A 16,277-nucleotide genomic window follows, 5' to 3' on the forward strand; every position below is an offset into this window, starting at 1 on the left:
TGACGGGCGCGGACCCTCTAACTATGTTGCCGGCGACTTAAGAGCGGACGGACGGTGACGATCTGACCGGGCAAGGGGGTTGCGATGGCCGACAAGAACGGGCCAGACGGAACCGGAGAAACCGGCCGCGGCAAACAGCGTCAAGCCGACAACCGCGACGACGATCTTGAGCGCCGCCGGCGTAACCTTGAAGCATCGCTTGCGACAAGGCGGCCGGGCCGGCTCGAGGGGAAAGACGACGCGAAAGCGGGCAGTGCGGCCGGATATGGCCAGGCGCTCAAGCTATCCAGCGAGTTCATCGCCGGGATAGTGGTTGGCGCTGGTCTCGGCTGGATCATCGACCGTGTGGCGGGGACCTCGCCATGGGGTCTGATCGTTTTTTTGCTGCTGGGTTTTGGCGCCGGCGTTCTCAATGTCCTGCGCTCCGCGGGACTTATGGCGGAATTCGGACAGGGCGACAAAACCCGCGATCCGAAAGAATGAACTTGAGGCGCCGCTTGCCGGCGCAGTGAACAGGACACTAAAGCCGCGTGCGGCTTTGATGGGGATTTAAAGTGGCTGCTGACAAGGTCGATCCGATCCACCAGTTCCATATCAACAAGCTGATTCCGATCGAGATCGGCGGCTACGACCTGTCCTTCACCAATTCAGCGCTCTTCATGGTCGCGACCGTCGCCGTCGCATCGGCGTTCCTCTATCTCACCACCTCGAGCCGCAGCCTCGTCCCCACCCGTCTTCAGTCGGTCTCGGAAATGGCCTACGAATTCGTCGGCAACATGCTGAGGGACGCGGCCGGAACGCAAGGCATGAAGTTTTTCCCCTTGGTGTTTTCGCTGTTCATGTTCGTGCTCGTTGCCAATCTGCTCGGTCTTTTTCCGTATTTCTTCACCGTCACCAGCCACATCATCGTCACTTTCGGCCTTGCCGCGCTGGTGATCGGAACCGTCGTCGTCTACGGCTTCATGAAGCACGGCCTCGGTTTCCTGAAACTGTTCGTCCCTCATGGCGTGCCGGTTTATCTGCTGCCGCTGGTGGTGCTGATCGAGGTGATTTCCTTCGTCTCGCGCCCGGTCAGCCTCTCGGTTCGTCTGTTTGCCAATATGCTGGCCGGCCACATTACGCTGAAGGTGTTCTCGGGCTTCGTGGTGAGCTTGAGCGCGCTTGGCACGCTCGGCATTGCCGGATCGGTCCTGCCGCTGGCGATGGCCGTGGCGCTGACGGCGCTGGAATTGCTGGTCGCCTTCCTGCAGGCCTACGTCTTTGCCGTGCTGACCTGCATGTATCTGAACGACGCCCTGCATCCCGGGCACTGACCCAGGCTGGCCAAGAGTTTCCGGCATTGCTGCCGGATGGAATTGCAACGGAATTTTAGATCCAAAGGAGTTGAACAAATGGAAGCAGAAGCAGCAAAGTTCATCGGCGCCGGCATCGCATGCCTCGGCATGGGTGGCGCCGGTATTGGCCTCGGCAACATCTTCGGCAGCTATCTGGCGGGCGCGCTGCGTAACCCGTCGGCCGCCGATGGCCAGTTCGGCCGCCTGATCTTCGGCTTCGCCGTGACTGAAGCGCTGGGCATCTTCTCCCTTCTCATCGCGCTTCTGGCCCTGTTCGGCTGAGCCCCTGTTCGGCTAAGATTGGGAATTGGACGGGCCGGCCGCAATCGGCGGCAGGCCTGATATCAGGGGATAGTCCATGTTCGTGACATCTGCCTTTGCGCAAGAGTCCGCGCCCGCCGTCGAAGGCGGCCATACCGGCACGGAAGGCGATACGCATTCCGGGACCGGCGTGCCTGCCGAGGCCCACGGCGTGTTCCCGCCATTCGATCCGGCGACATTCCCGTCGCAGCTTCTGTGGCTGGCGATCACCTTCGGGCTGTTCTACCTCTTTCTGAAGAAGGTGGTGATGCCGCGTGTCGGCGGCATCATCGATGTCCGCAACGATCGCATCACCCAAGATCTCGATCATGCCGCCAGGCTGAAGGGCGAGGCCGATGCCGCCGTTGCCGCTTATGAGCAGGAGCTGGCGGAGGCCAAGACCAAGGCCAATGCGATCGGCCAGCAGGCCAACGATTCCGCCAAGGCGGAAGCCGAAGCCGCCCGCAAGAAGGTCGAGGCAGCGCTTGACCAGAAGCTTGGCGAAGCCGAGGCTCGCATTTCGTCCATCAAGGCCAATGCCATGAAGGAAGTCGGCACGATCGCCGAGGACACTGCTTCGGCCATCGTCGAGGCGCTTGTCGGGGGCAAGGCCAGCAAGGCCGAGATCGCGGCAGCCGTCAAATCCGTGGCCCGGTGAGGAGCGCATCATGGACGCCACATCACTCGCGACGCTTTGGGCCACCGTTGCCCTCGGCATTTTCCTGGCCATTGCCGTCTACATCAAGGTGCCGAGGCTGATCGCCAAGGCGCTCGACGCCCGCGCCGACAAGATCAGCAACGAGCTTGAAGAAGCGCGCCGGCTGCGCGAGGAGGCCCAGCAATTGCTCGGTCAATACCAGCGCAAGCGCAAGGAAGCCGAGCAGGAGGCCGCCGACATCGTCGCCGCCGCCAAGCGCGAGGCCGACATGCTGGCTGCCGAGGCGCACAAGAAGACCGAGGACTATGTCGCCCGGCGCACCGCGCTTGCCGAACAGAAGATCGGTCAGGCCGAGCGCGAGGCGATCAGCGAGGTGCGCGCCAGCGCCGTCGATATCGCCGTCGAAGCCGCCCGCACGCTGCTCGCCGGCAAGATTGACGCAAAGGCCGGCGCCGACCTGTTCAAGGCCTCGCTTCAGGACGTGAAGTCCAAGCTGAATTAAGCGACTTCATCCAGAAGTCATCGAAAGCCGCCCGGGAAACCTGGCGGCTTTTTTGTTATGGCGAGGATAATCTCCCCCTCGAGGGGAGATGGCCGTCAGGCCAGAGGGGGTAGCCGCGCGTGAAGCGCCAACCTTTTTTCGTCTTACATGCGTAGCGCCAGCCGAGGCGACCCCCTCTGTCGCCTTCGGCGACATCTCCCCCTCAAGGGACCCTCAAGGGGGAGATTACGCGCTCAGCTGCATCGCCGCGAGGATCGACCGAATCGCTCAATCCAGGCCGGAAAGGCTCTCTTCATCGAGCACTTCGGTTCCGCCAAGCCGGAACGGTGCAAAGGACGCGCGGTGCAGCCGCGCCACCGGTCCATGCATCTCGATTGCGGTGCGGTGGCGGACCGTGGCGTAGCCCATATGCAGTTCGAACCCGTAATGCGCGTGATGGCTGCCGCAGCCGCACATCATGCGGTCGCGCATCACCTTAGCGACGATCGAGGCGGCGGCGATCGACTGCGAGCGTTGATCGCCCTTGATCAGCGCTCTTCCTTCGCATGGCAGTCCGGGCGGCACGTCTCGGCCGTCGGCCAGGGCCAGCTTTGGCTGCACCGAGAGCCCGACCAGAGCGCGGCGCATCGCCTCGAGGCTGGCCTTGAGAATATTGCTGCCATCGATGCCTTCCGCGCTGACCGAGGCCATCGACACGCCAAGAGCGGAGCCGAGGATTTTCAGGAACAGCGCCTCGCGCTGCAGATGGCTGAGGCGCTTGGAATCGTCGAGACCATCGGGAATGTTGGCGGGATCGAGTACCACCGCTGCCGCGACGACTGGCCCGGCGAGCGGGCCGCGGCCGGCCTCGTCCATTCCCGCCACCGGCCACAGGCCTTCGGCCATCGCCTTCGTCTCGAAGGAGAAATCGGGTCTCTCGACGATTTCGAAGAGAAGCGGAGAATCAGAACGCGCGCGAGCCATGTTGCGGCGAGGTTCGCATCGGCTCCGATTCTCCGCAAGCCCCTCCGGGTCGGTGAGGCACCGGACCCGGAGGGCACCGTCTGCAAGCCCGGGGACAGGACAGGCCGGACGGGATTTTTCCATGTGCCGCCGGCAGCTGCGGCACACGATGGCTTCAAAGCAGCATCAGTTGCTCGGTTGCCTTGGCCGCAGCGACGAACTGGTCGGTCCTGAGCGACCGCCGCTCGGCATTGAGGCCAAGCCGTTTGGCGGCGATCTCGAAGCGCCGGCCGATCTGCCAGGCATACGGGCCAGAGCCTTTCATGCGCTTGCCCCATTCCGAATCGTAATCCTTGCCGTCGCGCATCGAGCGGATCAGCGACATCACGTGACGGTAGCGGTCGGGATAATGGCGCAGAAGCCAATCCTTGAAGATCGGCGCGACCTCCAGCGGTAGCCGCAGCAGGACGTAGCCCGCCTCACGCGCGCCCGCCGCGTAGGCCGAATCGAGGATGCGCTCCATCTCCTGGTCTGTCAGGCCAGGGACGATCGGTGCGACCATGACAGAGGCCGGAATGCCGGCATCCGAAAGCTGCCTGATCGCCTCCAGCCGCTTGCTTGGCGTCGAGGCGCGGGGTTCCATGGTGCGCGCCAGCATGCGGTCGAGCGTCGTCACCGACAGCGCCACCTTGGCCAGTCCGCGCTCGGCCATGCGCGACAGGATGTCGATGTCGCGCGTCACCAGCGCGGATTTGGTGACGATGCCGACCGGGTGGCCGCGCGCCTCCAGCACTTCGAGGATCTCGCGCATGATCCGGTACTGCTTCTCGATGGGCTGGTAGGGATCGGTGTTGGTGCCGATGGCGATGGTGCGCGGCTGGTAGCCGTCCTTCGACAGTTCCTTGTCGAGCATGCGCGCCGCATCCGGCTTGGCGAACAGCTTCGATTCGAAATCCAGCCCCGGCGACAGGCCCATGAAGGCATGCGTAGGCCTGGCAAAACAGTAGACGCAGCCATGTTCGCAGCCACGATAGGGGTTGATCGAGCGGTCGAAGGAAATATCGGGTGATTCGTTGCGGGTGATGATGGTGCGCGGCTTCTCGACCTGCACCTCCGTCTTGAACGGCGGCAACTCCTCCAGCGAATTCCAGCCGTCGTCGAAGACATGCCGGCTGACCGGCTCGAACCGCCCGGACGGATTGATGCCCGCGGAACGGCCGCGATTGCGCTCCGGACGGACGCGCATCCCGCTCTGTTCGATCATCGCATTGGCCATCTCGGCTCTTCCTGCTCCGAAGGCTGCAATGTCGGCACGCACGATCTGTTCCATTTTCGCCCTCTCCCAGGGACTGTCGGCTGGCTGTCGAATCGCTCTGTTCATGAAATTATTCCTATTTCGTTCACTAGAACAAATCAAGAACAATTTTATGATGCGACGCAAAAACTGGCGCTGCGCCCGGCTTTCCGCTATTCGGCTAACGATGCTCAGCGTTCTCATCCAGACCCTGAATGACGAGGAAAGACTTGCCCGCACGCTCGCCTCGCTGATCGGCGGCGCGGTCGAGGGCGTGGTGCGCGATGTCATCGTCTGCGACACCGGCTCGACCGACCAGACGCACCGCGTTGCCGAACATGCCGGTTGCCTTTATGTGGCGAGCGGTGGCATTGCTGCCGGCATCAGGCAGGCCAAGGGCGACTGGCTGCTGCTGCTGGAGCCGGGCGCACGGCTGGCGGAGGGCTGGATCGACGAGGTCGTCGCCCACACCGCCAGGCAAACCATGCCGGCGCGGTTCTCGCGGGCGCGCGGCAGCCGCGTGCCGTTCCTGTCGCGGGTGTTTTCCGGAAACCGGGCACTGGCCGAAGGGCTTGTCATCAGCAAGCGTCAGGCCGCGGCCATGTCGAAAAACGCCCGCAGCGCCGAGGCCATCGCGCGCGGCCTCGCGACCAAGAGGCTCGACGCCGAGATCTGGGTGGCGCCGGTGAAGTGAAGGGCGTCCCTCTCCCGGTAAGCGGGCGAGGGAAGAGCGCGTCCTCCGCTGGGATCAGGCGGAGCGCAAGCCGTGGGCGGAAAGGCGGCTTGGTGGAAGCCGTATTGGCGCGACACTCCTGCGAGGAATGCATATGCTTGTCGTCCTGCGGGAAACTCGCGATACTCGGCGACGTCTAGGGGAGATTGCAGATGAATGTATCTCAATTCGTTCGTATCGCCTTACTCGGAGCCGCTTGGTCAGTGCCGGCGATCGCGGTGGCGCAGGAATCGTCCCTTTGGGCGGTTTATGAGAACACGCTCAAATCGGCCAAGTACATCGATCTGACCCATGCCTTCGAGCCGGTGCAGCCCGTATGGCCAGGCTTCGCAAATGCCAAGTTCAAACCGGCTGTCGCCGGCAAGGATATCGAGGGCTACGTCAAGGCCGGCGAAGAGTTCACCTACGACAAGCATGGGTTCGTCGCGAGCGCCTACGAGTTGACGACGGACCAGTATGGCACGCAGCTCGATCCGCCCTCCCACTGGAACCCACTCGGTGCAACGATCAGCGACCTGCCGGCCACTTATGCCGTGCGGCCGCTCGTCGTAATCGACATCAGCGGCAAGGTGCAGACTGACGAAGGCTATCACCTCCAGGTCGCTGACATCGAAGAATGGGAAAAGGAGCACGGCCGCATACCGGAGGGTTCGGTCGTCTTCGTGCGTTCGGATTGGCACAAGAAATGGTCCGATGCCGCCCGCTTCAACCAGAAGCCGTTTCCAGGCGTCAGCTTGGACGCGCTGAAGTTCCTGCATCTGGAGCGGAGGATTCTGTTTCATGGTCATGAGCCGCTCGACACCGACACCACGCCCAATCTCGAAGGCGAACATTGGCTGCTTCACAACGATTTCACGCAGGCAGAAGGCGTTGCAAATCTCGACAAGGTGCCAGAGGCCGGGGCGTTGGTCACAATCGGCTTTGCCAAGCCGCTCGGCGGGTCAGGCGGATATGCGCGTTATATCGCTATTGCACCCGCCGACTGGACGGAGGGCGTTTCGGTCACCGAAGCGCCTGGTGTGCCGCTTTCCCGGCAAACCGCACCGCTCAAGCGCGACGAGAACGGCGTCTTCCGTCCGATGCCCTGATCACTGGCGATGTCAGTCGGGAGGCCGGGCCATGGCGCGTTCCATTCCGCGCGATTTGTCGCGCAAGTCGGGACAAAAGGCCCGGACTACCAACCCCTCCGGCGCTCGCGAAAACGTGACTGTCCCGACGATAGCCATCACAATTGCTAGCGTTATCGTAGCATGAGCGCCGATCCTGCCACGGGAGGCAGTCATGCTCCGCTTATCTGCTGCCGTTCTGCTGACCCTGGCTTTCTGGCCGTTCGCCGCGTCGGCCCAGGAAGAGCCGCCGCCATCGAGATGCGTTGCGATCGCCGAAGCGCTGCCGTCGGCCACCTATGCCAGCTTCACAGCGCCAAAGGCGCAGACGCCTCTGCTGGCCGAGGCTTTCGTCGACGGCGACGTTACGATCACCTATGCCGGCCATTCGACCTACATCATCGAGACGCCCGCCGGCGTCAGGATCGCCACCGACTTTTCCGGCGTCTATGGCGCTGACCCGCTGCCGCGCGTGGTGACCATGAACAAGGCCCACCGCACCCATTATTCGGACCATCCGGATCCCGCCATCGAATATGTGCTGCGCGGTTGGAATCCGGACGGCGGTCCGGCGCGCCACGCCGTTGTCGTGGACGATGTCTACATCCGCAACGTGCCCACGGATATCCGCAATGGCGGCGATCTCGGCAAGGACGGCAATTCCATATTCATTTTCGAAGTGGCGGGACTCTGCATCGGCCATCTCGGCCATCTGCACCACCGGCTGGAGGATGCGCATTACGGCGCCATCGGCCGGCTCGATATCCTTATGGTGCCTATCGACGGCGGCATGACGCTGTCGCTTGACCGGATGACCGAAATCACCGCGCGGCTCTATTCCTCGATGATCCTGCCGATGCATCGCCATGCCACCGCGATCAGCGAATTCACAGGCAGGATGGGCGACGATTTCGCGGTGGAATTCCTCTCCGGCCGGTCGCTGACGGTCTCGCTGAAGACCCTGCCCGACCGGCCGACGATCATCATTCTCGACGGGGTTTGATCGCTTCGTCGCGATCTTCTCCGCCGCGCGCGGCCTCCGTTCCACCTCGCTCGAAACACTCGCTGTCGCGAAATCAACGAGCCTTAACGCTCTGTCAAGCTTGCCGGAAAGTTTGCGACAGCTCCTTTCATTGTGCATTGCACAAAAACTGACCGGGGGTTATCATTCCTTTGATACGGGCGGATCGGTTATGGGTAACGCCGGAGCGGTGAGTGGCCGACGCTTCGTCGACGCTGCCCTCATAGCTGAGGATCCTGATGGCCCTTTCAAGCCCTGACAAATCCGGTGCTGCAAGCCTCGAGTCGATCGCTCGAAACGGCAGCCTGCTGCGCCGCATTGCCGTGCGGATTCCAACCTATCTGTCGGATTTTCGCGAGAATCCGGCATGGCTGCCGATGTTCATGCTGGCGCGAACCATGCCGGGGCGGCGGTTGCATTGGCGTGGCGCAAAACCGGTTCGACCGGCACAAAAAGCTGAGGAGACGATGTTTACCGGCGTCGATCGTGATGCCGTGGTCGGCGCGCTCCGCTCGGACGGCCTCTTTTCCGGGCTTGCCCTGCCGTCGTCGGTCCACCAGGAGATCGCCAGCTTTGCGCAGCGCACGCCTTGCTTCGGCAATTTCGACCGACGGCTGGAGTTCCTGCCGGCCGAGCACGCCGACGCCGAGAAGCACTTCGGCCGTCCCTTGCTCAGCGGCCACTTTTTCGAGCGGGTTCTCGACTGCAATGCTGCGCTTACCGTGCAGCGCGATCCGCTGCTTCTCGACATCGCCGCCCATTACCTCGGCAGCCAGGCGAAGCTGATCACCACGCGCGTCTGGTGGTGCTTTCCGACGAGCTCTGTCTCCGACGCCGAGAAGAACCTGGCGTCGCTTGGCAAATACCACTTCGATCTCGACGATTGGCGGATGCTGAAATTCTTCTTCTATCTCAATCCGGTCGATGCCGAGACTGGTCCGCATGTCTATGTCCGCGGCAGCCACAACCGCCGCGCCCTCAAGCACCAATTGACGCTCCTCGTCGGCCATCCCGCGGAAGAGGTTCTGAACGTCTACGGCGCGCAGAGCCCGATTACGCTGACCGGCGAGGCAGGTTTGGGCTTTGTCGAGGATCCCTTCGGCTTCCACATGGGCACAGTGCCGACGCGCAAGCCGCGGCTGATGATGGAAGTCGGCTTCGGCGTTTCGCCGCCCTCGCGCCGGCGGTTCCACGGCGAGCCGGTTATTCGCTGATTTTGGCCCCGAAACAGCCTTGGGAGCTTGGCTTAACTTGTCTTGGTCCCGCCGCGCCGCAGATGTTCGTCCAAGCGCGGCATGATCTCGACGAAGTTGCAGGGCATGTGCCGGTAGTCGAGCTGCGGCTTCAAAATGCCGTCCCAGGCGTCCTTGCAGGCGCCGGGCGAACCCGGCAGCACGAAAACGAAGGTCGCGTTGACGACGCCGCCGGTCGCCCGACTCTGGATCGTCGAAGTGCCGATCTTGTCGTAGGAAATGCGGTGGAACACTTCGGAAAAGCCGTCCATGCGCTTTTCGAAGATCGGCTCCAGCGCCTCCGGCGTCACATCGCGACCGGTAAAGCCGGTGCCGCCGGTGGTGATGACGACATCGATCGCTTCGTCCCTCGACCAGCCCAGAACCTTATCTCGAATTTTCTCGCGGTCGTCGGTGACGATGTCGCGGGCGGCGAGTAAATGGCCGGTTTCCACGATGCGGTCGGCCAGCGTCTGGCCGGATTTGTCGTCGGCGAGGCTGCGCGTATCGGAAACGGTCAGCACCGCGATGCGCACGGGAATGAAGGAACGGCTCTCGTCAATCCTGGCCATGCGTGTCAGCCTCAGATGTCATGGTTCGCGTCGCGGCGACGAACCAGTCGGGATGGCGGCTGCGGATATCGACGGCCGCGCGCTTGGCGACATTGCCAGTCTCAAACAGTCCGAAGCAGGTCGCGCCGGAACCCGACATCCGGGTGAACCCCGCTCCAGCCTTGTTGAGCACCGAAAGCGCCTTGCCGATGGCGGGTTGGATTGCCCGCGCCGCGGGCTCTAGATCGTTGCGCGTAATCTCCAGCCAGTTGCGGATGCTGTGGAAGTCGAGGTCGCGCGGCAGCGGCGGCAGGCCCTCATTGTGGCGATCAGAAAGGGCATTGAACACCTCGGCCGTGGAGACGGCGGTGCCCGGATTGACGAGGACCAGCCCGAGTGCCGGAAAGCCCGGCACGGTCGACAACTCTTCGCCAATGCCGAGCGCGATCAGCGGCTTTGCCGCAAGGCACATGGGAACGTCGGCGCCCAGCGAGAGGCCGATCCGCGCCAGTTCGGCGTCGTCGAGATCCAGCCTCCATATCTCAGCGAGCCCGCGCAACACCGTTGCGGCGTCGCTCGATCCGCCGCCGACGCCGGATGCGACCGGCAGGTTCTTTTCGAGCCTGATGGCGACCGGCGGCGTTTGCGCCGGACCGGCCTGCTTTCGCAGCGCGTCGCGCGCTTTGACGGCTAGGTTGCTGTCGTCGAGCGGGACCGCGGAGACGTATCGGCCCGACGCGGAAAACCCGTCGCTGTCGGCAAGTTCGATCTCGATCCTGTCGCCGAAGCGCGTGAACACCGCCAGGCTCTCGATCATGTGATAGCCGTCGGCGCGCCTGCCGGTGACGTGCAGCGCGAGATTTATCTTGGCGTGCGCATGCCACGCCCGGACAGTGATGCCGGAATCCACGGGGTCGGTCGCGAGGGGGATGATGTCAGTCCTTGGCCAGCCGGTATTCGCCGGTCTTCGGGTCCTTAACCAACGTGCCCATTGTGCCGTTGGTAGCCTGCTTTTCGGTGCGCCGTATCTTGGCCGTCACGCGCTCGGCTTCCCTGACGAAGGAGCGATAGCCGAAATAGGCGAGCAGGCCGACTGTGATGAAGAAAATGATCTGTAGCATGTCAAACTCCTCCCTCACAAGGCCGACTGCGGCGGCCGGTCGGGTCGGCCAAGCTTTCAAGCTAAACGCTTTTACCGGCTTTTCAAAGCCCGAAGCGCGCCCATAATGCGCGCTCTTCCGCCGCATCGATCACGCTGCTTGCGGCAGCGGCGGCGATCTCGGGCGCCGAAAAACCCGCTCTGCTCGAGCCGAACCAGCCGAACCGGCCGAACAGGCCGCGCGGCGCCGTGATCAGTTTGAGCTGGGTCTTTGGCCCGAAACGGGTCTTCAGCACGCTGCGCATATCGCCGAGCGCATCGACAAGGCCGAGCTCCAGCCCCTTTTTACCGGTCCAGAACAGGCCGGTGAACAGGTCCGGGTCGTCCTTGAGCTTAGGGCCGCGCCGGTCCTTGACGAGATCGATGAAGGTCTCGTGGACATCGAGCTGCAGCGCCTTCAGCCGTTCGATATCTTCCTTCTTCTCGGGCTTGAACGGATCGAGCACCGCCTTGTTCTGGCCGGCAGTATGGACGCGGCGCTCCACGCCGATCTTCTTCAACAGCTCCGGAAAGCCGAACGAGGCCGACACCACGCCGATCGAACCGACGATGGAGGACGGATCGGCAAAGATCTCGTCGCCGGCGATCGCTATCATGTAGCCGCCCGAAGCCGCCACGTCCTCGACGAAGACCAGAACCTTTTTGTTCTTCTCGGTCGCCAGATCGCGGATGCGTCTGAAGATCAGCCGCGACTGCACTGGCGAGCCGCCTGGCGAATTGATCGAAATGGCGACCACGGGCGCATCGAAGGAAAACGCCTTCTCGATAGGGCCGGCAGTGGACGCGAGCGACAGGCTCGGCCGGAACTGGCCGCCGCCGGGCATGATCGTACCGTGCAGCCGGATAACAGGAATAACGACGATGTCGGAGCGCCAGGATTTCGGCAGCAGGCGGTTTAGGAAGCGTTTCACGGGGTCTCCGGTCAATTGGCTTGAAGGCATGTAGGGATTCGCCGGCCAACGGCAATGCCCGCGCCGCTTGCTGGTAGAAAAGGCTCAGTCGCCGAACAGCGAAGCCAGCCCGTTATTGATCATCTCGGTCCGCTCGGTTGGTCCGTCGCCCGATTGCGCATGCAGCATCAGCGGCGGGCGGATCGACAGTTTTCCGCGTGAGCCGAGTATTGCCCTGACGACGATGCGGATCGCCGCTGCTTCGGGGCGAGGGTGGACGGCCAGCATCTCGGCGTCGCCGAAGCGGCCTGATATCGCATCGAGGATGGCGCCGAGCTGATCGGGCCTGGCAATCACGGCAAGACCGCCGCGCGGCCTGACCACGGCAGCCGCACTTCGGATCCAGCTGTCGAACAGCCGATCCTCCATGACATGCGCCGCCTTCCTGAGCGGGTCGGGCGTGGCGCGATCCTCGGCGGCGTTGAAGGGCGGGTTCATGATGATGAAATCGAAGGAGTTGTCGGCAAGCCCAGTGGCTGTTCGCGCTTGGCCCGACAGCGCAACGTCGGCGGCGAGCACCGAGGCGCGGTCGTTGAGATGCGCATTGCCGGGATGGGCAAGCGTCGTTGCGGCGAAGGCTGCCATTTCCGGAGACCGTTCGATGAGCACGGCCTCGGCATCAGGACAGCGCGACAGCACGGCCAGGCCTGCGGCGCCAGCGCCCGCGCCGAAATCGGCAAGGCGCCCGGCGAAGGAGGACGGCACGGCAGCGGCCAGCATCATGGCGTCCATGCCGGCGCGATGGCCGGCTTGTTTCGGCTGCACCAGCCAGAACCGCCCGCGATGGAAGGCATCGACCGTATGGGCCGGCGTGTCCTTGACAAGGGTGGCGCGCGCCGCGGACATTATGTCTGGCGGATCTCGTTGGCGATGCCAGCATCCGTCAGGATGCGCCGCGCCGCATCGGCCTGGTCGGCGTCGACCAGGATGCGCCTGGGCAGGATGCCGATCGAACCGTCGAGCACGCTCATGTTCTGGTCGGCGACGAAACAGCCGATGCCGGCATCGCGCATCAGCGATTCGACAAAGGAAATGATCACGGCATCGTTGGTGCGGATAAGCTCTATCATCGGGCGAAACTCGCAGGTTGCAGCGTTTATGTAAATGCGGGTGGCTCCGGACGCCAGCCTCGACCGCGCCAATTCGCCTCTTGCCGTGCCCGTGGGTACCGCCCTAGAGTCTGCCGCGGAATCGGGGTGCCGTCGTGCGCGTGACTTCTGGACGGGAGTGTTTGTGGTGGGTGTCGTTCTCAACATCGAAAACGGGAAGCGCGAAGCCGCCTCCATAAAGGATCTCATCGACCTGACGTCCACCGATATGGGGCGTGTCAACAAATTGATCCTGTCGAAGGCCGGTTCCGACGTCGAGATGATCCCGGAGATTGCCAACCACCTGATCTCTTCCGGTGGCAAGCGGCTGAGGCCGATGCTGACGCTCGCCTCGGCCCAGATGTTCGGCTATTCCGGCGAGGGCCACGTCAAGCTCGCTACATCAGTCGAGTTCATGCACACCGCCACGCTCCTCCACGACGATGTCGTCGACGAGAGCGGCATGCGGCGCGGCAAGAAAACCGCCCGTATGATCTGGGGCAACCAGGCGAGCGTGCTGGTCGGCGATTTCCTGCTTGGCCAGGCTTTCCGCATGATGGTCGATGTCGGTTCGCTGGAAGCGCTCGACATCCTGTCCAGCGCCGCCTCGATCATTGCTGAGGGCGAGGTGATGCAGCTCGCCGCCGCCAAGAACCTCGAAACCACGGAGGATGAGCATTTCGCGGTGATCAAGGCCAAGACCGCGGCCCTGTTCTCGGCCGCCGCCGAGGTCGGTCCGGTCATCGCCCAGGCGACGCGCAACGATCGCGCGGCGCTGCGCTCCTATGGCATGAATCTCGGCCTTGCCTTCCAGCTGATCGACGATGCGCTGGATTATGGCGGCACCAGCAAGGATCTGGGCAAGAATGTCGGCGACGACTTTCGCGAAGGCAAGGTGACGCTGCCGGTGATCCTCGCCTACCGGCGCGGCACCAAGGCCGAACGCACCTTCTGGAAGCGCGCCATCGAGGACAATGTCACCGACGACACCGGGCTGGAAAAGGCGATCGGATTGATGACCCGCCACGGCGCGATCGCCGACACCATCGGGCGCGCCGGCCATTTCGGCGAGATCGCCCGCGATGCGCTGGCGCCGCTCGAGGCGACGCCGCAGAAATCGGCGCTGATCGACGTCATCGATTTCTGCATCAGCCGGGTGAACTGAGAGGCATCGCCGATATTTGGCCGGCACGGCGTCCGCACGTCATTTTGGTTTCCCCGGAAGGACCATTGCAGCGAGCAGGCTGAAAACGATGCCTGCCGCAGCGAGCCAGAAGGCGACCTGGATGCCGTCGGCGACAGCGATCTTCAAGGCATCACCTGTCAATCCGCCGACATTGCGGTCGGCAATCGCGATCAACACCGCCATGCCGATCGCATTGCCGACATTGAGCATGGTGGAGGCCATCCCCGACGCGACACCTTGCTCGTCATGGGAAACACCCGAAGCGGCGGCGATCCACATGGCGGTCCAGACGATGCCTTGTCCGACGCCGGAGATGATCAGGCCGGGCACGAGGGATAAATAGCTGCTGTCGGCGTTTGCACCTGATACCATCAAGGCCGTCCCGATCGCGCCGACGATCATGCCGCCGACCAGCGTGGCACGAGTCGAAAACCGCGTTGCCAGACGTTCGCCGACCTGCGTGCCGGCCGCGATTGCGACCGATGGCACCAGGAACGCCAGGCCGGTCTGCAAGGCGGTAAAGCCATGTACGTTCTGTAAAAGCACGGTGAGGAAGTAGGGCAGGGCACCAAAAGTCCCCATGTAGAGGAAGGTGATCGTCATGCCGGCGACAAGGCTGCGGTTGTGGAACAGGCGCAGCGGCATTAGTGGGTCGGCGCTTCTCGCCTCTATCACCGCGAAGGCGGTCAGGAAAATCACCGCCAGCAAGGCGCTGGCGATGATCGCGGTCGACCCCCAGCCATATTCAGGCCCCTGAACCAACGTGAAAACAAGCAGGGTCGCGCCGGTGGTGACGGTCAGCGCGCCCGGCAGATCGAAGCTGCGGTGTTCGTGCCGCTTGCTGTCACGCGGAATGATGGCGAAAGCCGCAACGATGGCGACCCCGGCCAAGAGCACGTTGACGTAGAAGACGGAGGGCCAGCCGAAGGCGCTGGTGAGAAGCCCTCCCGCCAGCGAGCCGAGCGTCAGGCCGCTTGCTCCGGCGCCGCCCCAGACCGCGAGCGCCCGGTTGCGTTCGGGCCCCTCGGCAAACAGGCGATTGATCAGCGAGAGCGTTGCCGGGAACAGGAATGCGGCGCCGATGCCTTGCACCGCACGGGCCGCGATGATGACTTCCGGCGACCAGGCGAGGCCGCCGACCAAGGACGAAAGCGCATAGAGCCAGAGCGCGAAGATGAAAACGCGGCGCTGGCCGATCAGGTCGGCGGCCCGGCCGCCGAACAGCAGAAAGCCGCCGGTGAATACGGTGTAGGCGCTGACCACCCACTGCAGGGTCTGGCCCGAAAAGCCCAACCCTGCGCCGATTTCCGGCAAAGCCACGAAGACGATGTTGAGGTCGAGTGCGATGATGAGCTGCGCGAAGGCGAGCAATCCCAGCGTGGCGCCGCGCCTCGCGCCGATCCCTCCTGTTGCCGCGGCGCCGAACGGCGCGCCGTGATCGAGTGAACTCATGTCAATCTCCATATCGATTCTTTATCGATCGACAAAGAATGGAGTTTGCAATCCGAAGTCAAGCGGATTATTTGTTGATTGATAAAAAATGGAGGCCGCAATGGCGGGAAGGCCAAGGGAGTTCGATCGGGACCAGGCGCTGGAGAAGGCCCGCGACGCCTTCTGGACGCGCGGCTATGAGGGCACCTCGATGGCCGATCTCGTGTCGGTGCTTGGTTTGGCTTCGCCGCGCATCTATGCTGCGTTCGGCTCGAAGGAGAGCCTGTTTCGGGAGGCGGTGGCGCTTTACGAAGCCAATGAAGGCGGCTTCGCCACTCGGGCGCTGGCCGAGGAACCGACTGCTCGACAGGTCATCGAGCGGATGCTGCGAGAAGCGGTCGAGACCTACACCAGGCCGGGGCGGCCGCAGGGCTGCATGGTGGTGTCGGCCGCGACCAACTGCGCCGTTGAAAACGAGAATGTGCTTTACTGGCTGGCGGAGCATCGCCTGGCCCGCACCGCATCGATTGTCGAGCGACTGAAGCAGGGCGTCCGCGACGGAGAGCTGCAGCCGGGTACGGATGCGGAAACATTGGGCGATTACTACGCAACGCTGATGCACGGACTTTCTGTGCAGGCGCGCGACGGCGTGCCGAAAGAGCGGCTGCACGCTCTGGTCACCGTCGCGATGCAGGTGCTGGACGCAAGACTTTCGGGGAAACCGTGAATTTCACGCATCGTGGATGGGCCGGCTGTGCAGCGCGTTCAAGCGGATATGGGGATACCTGTA

The 16,277-nt window shown here is 63.3% G+C and carries 20 protein-coding genes; 11 read left to right on the forward strand and 9 right to left on the reverse strand.

Translation table 11 applies throughout. The annotated features are described in order from the left end of the window. The first annotated feature begins 84 nt into the window (after nucleotides 1–84). The 5 genes from ACWUKX_RS03210 to ACWUKX_RS03230 all read left to right on the forward strand — a co-directional run bounded on the left by ACWUKX_RS03210 (nucleotide 85) and on the right by ACWUKX_RS03230 (nucleotide 2,794). Entirely contained in the window at nucleotides 85–483 is a 399-nt protein-coding gene (locus tag ACWUKX_RS03210) for an AtpZ/AtpI family protein (protein ID WP_456003764.1), read from the forward strand. Nucleotides 484–554: 71 nt separating this feature from the next. Beyond that, nucleotides 555–1,313: a F0F1 ATP synthase subunit A gene (locus ACWUKX_RS03215; protein ID WP_127314361.1), complete on the forward strand. Its 759-nt coding sequence runs from the start codon at nucleotides 555–557 to the stop codon at nucleotides 1,311–1,313. A 78-nt stretch (nucleotides 1,314–1,391) separates the two neighbouring features. Further along, entirely contained in the window at nucleotides 1,392–1,616 is a 225-nt protein-coding gene (locus tag ACWUKX_RS03220) for a F0F1 ATP synthase subunit C (protein ID WP_023799397.1), read from the forward strand. 76 nt (nucleotides 1,617–1,692) lie between these two features. Then, nucleotides 1,693–2,292: a F0F1 ATP synthase subunit B gene (locus ACWUKX_RS03225; protein WP_456003767.1), complete on the forward strand. Its 600-nt coding sequence runs from the start codon at nucleotides 1,693–1,695 to the stop codon at nucleotides 2,290–2,292. A gap of 10 nt (nucleotides 2,293–2,302) precedes the next feature. Further along, nucleotides 2,303–2,794 (forward strand): F0F1 ATP synthase subunit B, encoded by a 492-nt coding sequence (locus ACWUKX_RS03230; RefSeq protein ID WP_456003771.1) that lies wholly within the window; start codon nucleotides 2,303–2,305, stop codon nucleotides 2,792–2,794. 267 nt (nucleotides 2,795–3,061) lie between these two features. On the opposite strand, the gene ACWUKX_RS03235 is transcribed toward ACWUKX_RS03230, so the two are convergent. Further along, the gene (locus ACWUKX_RS03235; protein WP_029355520.1) at nucleotides 3,062–3,757 is read right to left on the reverse strand and encodes a ribonuclease HII; all 696 of its coding nucleotides are present in this window, start codon (nucleotides 3,755–3,757) and stop codon (nucleotides 3,062–3,064) included. A gap of 154 nt (nucleotides 3,758–3,911) precedes the next feature. Next, nucleotides 3,912–5,066 carry a PA0069 family radical SAM protein gene (locus ACWUKX_RS03240; RefSeq protein WP_029355521.1) on the reverse strand — a complete coding sequence of 385 codons (1,155 nt, stop codon included), beginning with the start codon at nucleotides 5,064–5,066 and terminating at the stop codon, nucleotides 3,912–3,914. Between the two features lie 151 nt (nucleotides 5,067–5,217). On the opposite strand from ACWUKX_RS03240, the gene ACWUKX_RS03245 reads away from it, so the two are divergent. From ACWUKX_RS03245 to ACWUKX_RS03260, 4 genes are all read left to right on the forward strand, one after another. Further along, nucleotides 5,218–5,724 (forward strand): glycosyltransferase, encoded by a 507-nt coding sequence (locus ACWUKX_RS03245; RefSeq protein ID WP_065006297.1) that lies wholly within the window; start codon nucleotides 5,218–5,220, stop codon nucleotides 5,722–5,724. Nucleotides 5,725–5,915: 191 nt separating this feature from the next. Then, a complete protein-coding gene (locus tag ACWUKX_RS03250; RefSeq protein WP_456003775.1) occupies nucleotides 5,916–6,851 on the forward strand; it encodes a cyclase family protein in 936 nt (311 codons plus the stop codon). Nucleotides 6,852–7,044: 193 nt separating this feature from the next. Beyond that, a complete protein-coding gene (locus ACWUKX_RS03255; protein ID WP_456003778.1) occupies nucleotides 7,045–7,872 on the forward strand; it encodes an MBL fold metallo-hydrolase in 828 nt (275 codons plus the stop codon). Between the two features lie 257 nt (nucleotides 7,873–8,129). After that, nucleotides 8,130–9,104: a hypothetical protein gene (locus tag ACWUKX_RS03260; RefSeq protein WP_456003781.1), complete on the forward strand. Its 975-nt coding sequence runs from the start codon at nucleotides 8,130–8,132 to the stop codon at nucleotides 9,102–9,104. A 32-nt stretch (nucleotides 9,105–9,136) separates the two neighbouring features. Here ACWUKX_RS03260 and moaB read toward each other — a convergent pair whose 3' ends face one another. The 6 genes from moaB to ACWUKX_RS03290 form a co-directional block, all read right to left on the reverse strand. Beyond that, nucleotides 9,137–9,694 carry a molybdenum cofactor biosynthesis protein B gene (moaB, locus tag ACWUKX_RS03265; protein ID WP_127210651.1) on the reverse strand — a complete coding sequence of 186 codons (558 nt, stop codon included), beginning with the start codon at nucleotides 9,692–9,694 and terminating at the stop codon, nucleotides 9,137–9,139. Then, nucleotides 9,681–10,583 (reverse strand): 4-(cytidine 5'-diphospho)-2-C-methyl-D-erythritol kinase, encoded by a 903-nt coding sequence (locus ACWUKX_RS03270; RefSeq protein ID WP_029355532.1) that lies wholly within the window; start codon nucleotides 10,581–10,583, stop codon nucleotides 9,681–9,683. Before ACWUKX_RS03270 ends, moaB begins: the two co-directional genes overlap by 14 nt. Nucleotides 10,584–10,608: 25 nt before the next feature. Continuing rightward, nucleotides 10,609–10,794 (reverse strand): membrane protein, encoded by a 186-nt coding sequence (locus ACWUKX_RS03275; protein WP_029355534.1) that lies wholly within the window; start codon nucleotides 10,792–10,794, stop codon nucleotides 10,609–10,611. A gap of 82 nt (nucleotides 10,795–10,876) precedes the next feature. Beyond that, entirely contained in the window at nucleotides 10,877–11,743 is an 867-nt protein-coding gene (locus ACWUKX_RS03280; RefSeq protein ID WP_065006299.1) for a S49 family peptidase, read from the reverse strand. 84 nt (nucleotides 11,744–11,827) lie between these two features. After that, nucleotides 11,828–12,628 carry a tRNA1(Val) (adenine(37)-N6)-methyltransferase gene (locus ACWUKX_RS03285; RefSeq protein ID WP_456003784.1) on the reverse strand — a complete coding sequence of 267 codons (801 nt, stop codon included), beginning with the start codon at nucleotides 12,626–12,628 and terminating at the stop codon, nucleotides 11,828–11,830. Beyond that, nucleotides 12,628–12,852 carry a putative signal transducing protein gene (locus ACWUKX_RS03290; protein WP_029355541.1) on the reverse strand — a complete coding sequence of 75 codons (225 nt, stop codon included), beginning with the start codon at nucleotides 12,850–12,852 and terminating at the stop codon, nucleotides 12,628–12,630. Before ACWUKX_RS03290 ends, ACWUKX_RS03285 begins: the two co-directional genes overlap by 1 nt. Nucleotides 12,853–13,018: 166 nt before the next feature. On the opposite strand from ACWUKX_RS03290, the gene ACWUKX_RS03295 reads away from it, so the two are divergent. Further along, nucleotides 13,019–14,035 (forward strand): polyprenyl synthetase family protein, encoded by a 1,017-nt coding sequence (locus ACWUKX_RS03295; RefSeq protein ID WP_456003787.1) that lies wholly within the window; start codon nucleotides 13,019–13,021, stop codon nucleotides 14,033–14,035. A 39-nt stretch (nucleotides 14,036–14,074) separates the two neighbouring features. Here ACWUKX_RS03295 and ACWUKX_RS03300 read toward each other — a convergent pair whose 3' ends face one another. Then, nucleotides 14,075–15,508, reverse strand: a complete 1,434-nt coding sequence (locus ACWUKX_RS03300; protein WP_456003790.1) for an MFS transporter — start codon at nucleotides 15,506–15,508, stop codon at nucleotides 14,075–14,077. 100 nt (nucleotides 15,509–15,608) lie between these two features. On the opposite strand from ACWUKX_RS03300, the gene ACWUKX_RS03305 reads away from it, so the two are divergent. After that, nucleotides 15,609–16,214, forward strand: a complete 606-nt coding sequence (locus ACWUKX_RS03305) for a TetR/AcrR family transcriptional regulator (protein ID WP_456003793.1) — start codon at nucleotides 15,609–15,611, stop codon at nucleotides 16,212–16,214. Nucleotides 16,215–16,277: the final 63 nt, after the last annotated feature.

It is taken from the genome of Mesorhizobium sp. f-mel (assembly GCF_053850215.1).

Excerpts from the sequence above, each read along its gene's own strand:
- ACWUKX_RS03210 (WP_456003764.1), top strand. The coding sequence starts at position 85 with ATGGCCGACAAGAACGGGCCAGACGGAACCGGAGAAACCGGCCGCGGC.
- ACWUKX_RS03220 (WP_023799397.1), top strand. The coding sequence starts at position 1,392 with ATGGAAGCAGAAGCAGCAAAGTTCATCGGCGCCGGCATCGCATGCCTC.
- ACWUKX_RS03225 (WP_456003767.1), top strand. The coding sequence starts at position 1,693 with ATGTTCGTGACATCTGCCTTTGCGCAAGAGTCCGCGCCCGCCGTCGAA.
- ACWUKX_RS03230 (WP_456003771.1), top strand. The coding sequence starts at position 2,303 with ATGGACGCCACATCACTCGCGACGCTTTGGGCCACCGTTGCCCTCGGC.
- ACWUKX_RS03235 (WP_029355520.1), bottom strand. The coding sequence starts at position 3,757 with ATGGCTCGCGCGCGTTCTGATTCTCCGCTTCTCTTCGAAATCGTCGAG.
- ACWUKX_RS03240 (WP_029355521.1), bottom strand. The coding sequence starts at position 5,066 with ATGGAACAGATCGTGCGTGCCGACATTGCAGCCTTCGGAGCAGGAAGA.
- ACWUKX_RS03245 (WP_065006297.1), top strand. The coding sequence starts at position 5,218 with ATGCTCAGCGTTCTCATCCAGACCCTGAATGACGAGGAAAGACTTGCC.
- ACWUKX_RS03250 (WP_456003775.1), top strand. The coding sequence starts at position 5,916 with ATGAATGTATCTCAATTCGTTCGTATCGCCTTACTCGGAGCCGCTTGG.
- ACWUKX_RS03255 (WP_456003778.1), top strand. The coding sequence starts at position 7,045 with ATGCTCCGCTTATCTGCTGCCGTTCTGCTGACCCTGGCTTTCTGGCCG.
- ACWUKX_RS03260 (WP_456003781.1), top strand. The coding sequence starts at position 8,130 with ATGGCCCTTTCAAGCCCTGACAAATCCGGTGCTGCAAGCCTCGAGTCG.
- moaB (WP_127210651.1), bottom strand. The coding sequence starts at position 9,694 with ATGGCCAGGATTGACGAGAGCCGTTCCTTCATTCCCGTGCGCATCGCG.
- ACWUKX_RS03275 (WP_029355534.1), bottom strand. The coding sequence starts at position 10,794 with ATGCTACAGATCATTTTCTTCATCACAGTCGGCCTGCTCGCCTATTTC.
- ACWUKX_RS03285 (WP_456003784.1), bottom strand. The coding sequence starts at position 12,628 with ATGTCCGCGGCGCGCGCCACCCTTGTCAAGGACACGCCGGCCCATACG.
- ACWUKX_RS03290 (WP_029355541.1), bottom strand. The coding sequence starts at position 12,852 with ATGATAGAGCTTATCCGCACCAACGATGCCGTGATCATTTCCTTTGTC.
- ACWUKX_RS03300 (WP_456003790.1), bottom strand. The coding sequence starts at position 15,508 with ATGAGTTCACTCGATCACGGCGCGCCGTTCGGCGCCGCGGCAACAGGA.
- ACWUKX_RS03305 (WP_456003793.1), top strand. The coding sequence starts at position 15,609 with ATGGCGGGAAGGCCAAGGGAGTTCGATCGGGACCAGGCGCTGGAGAAG.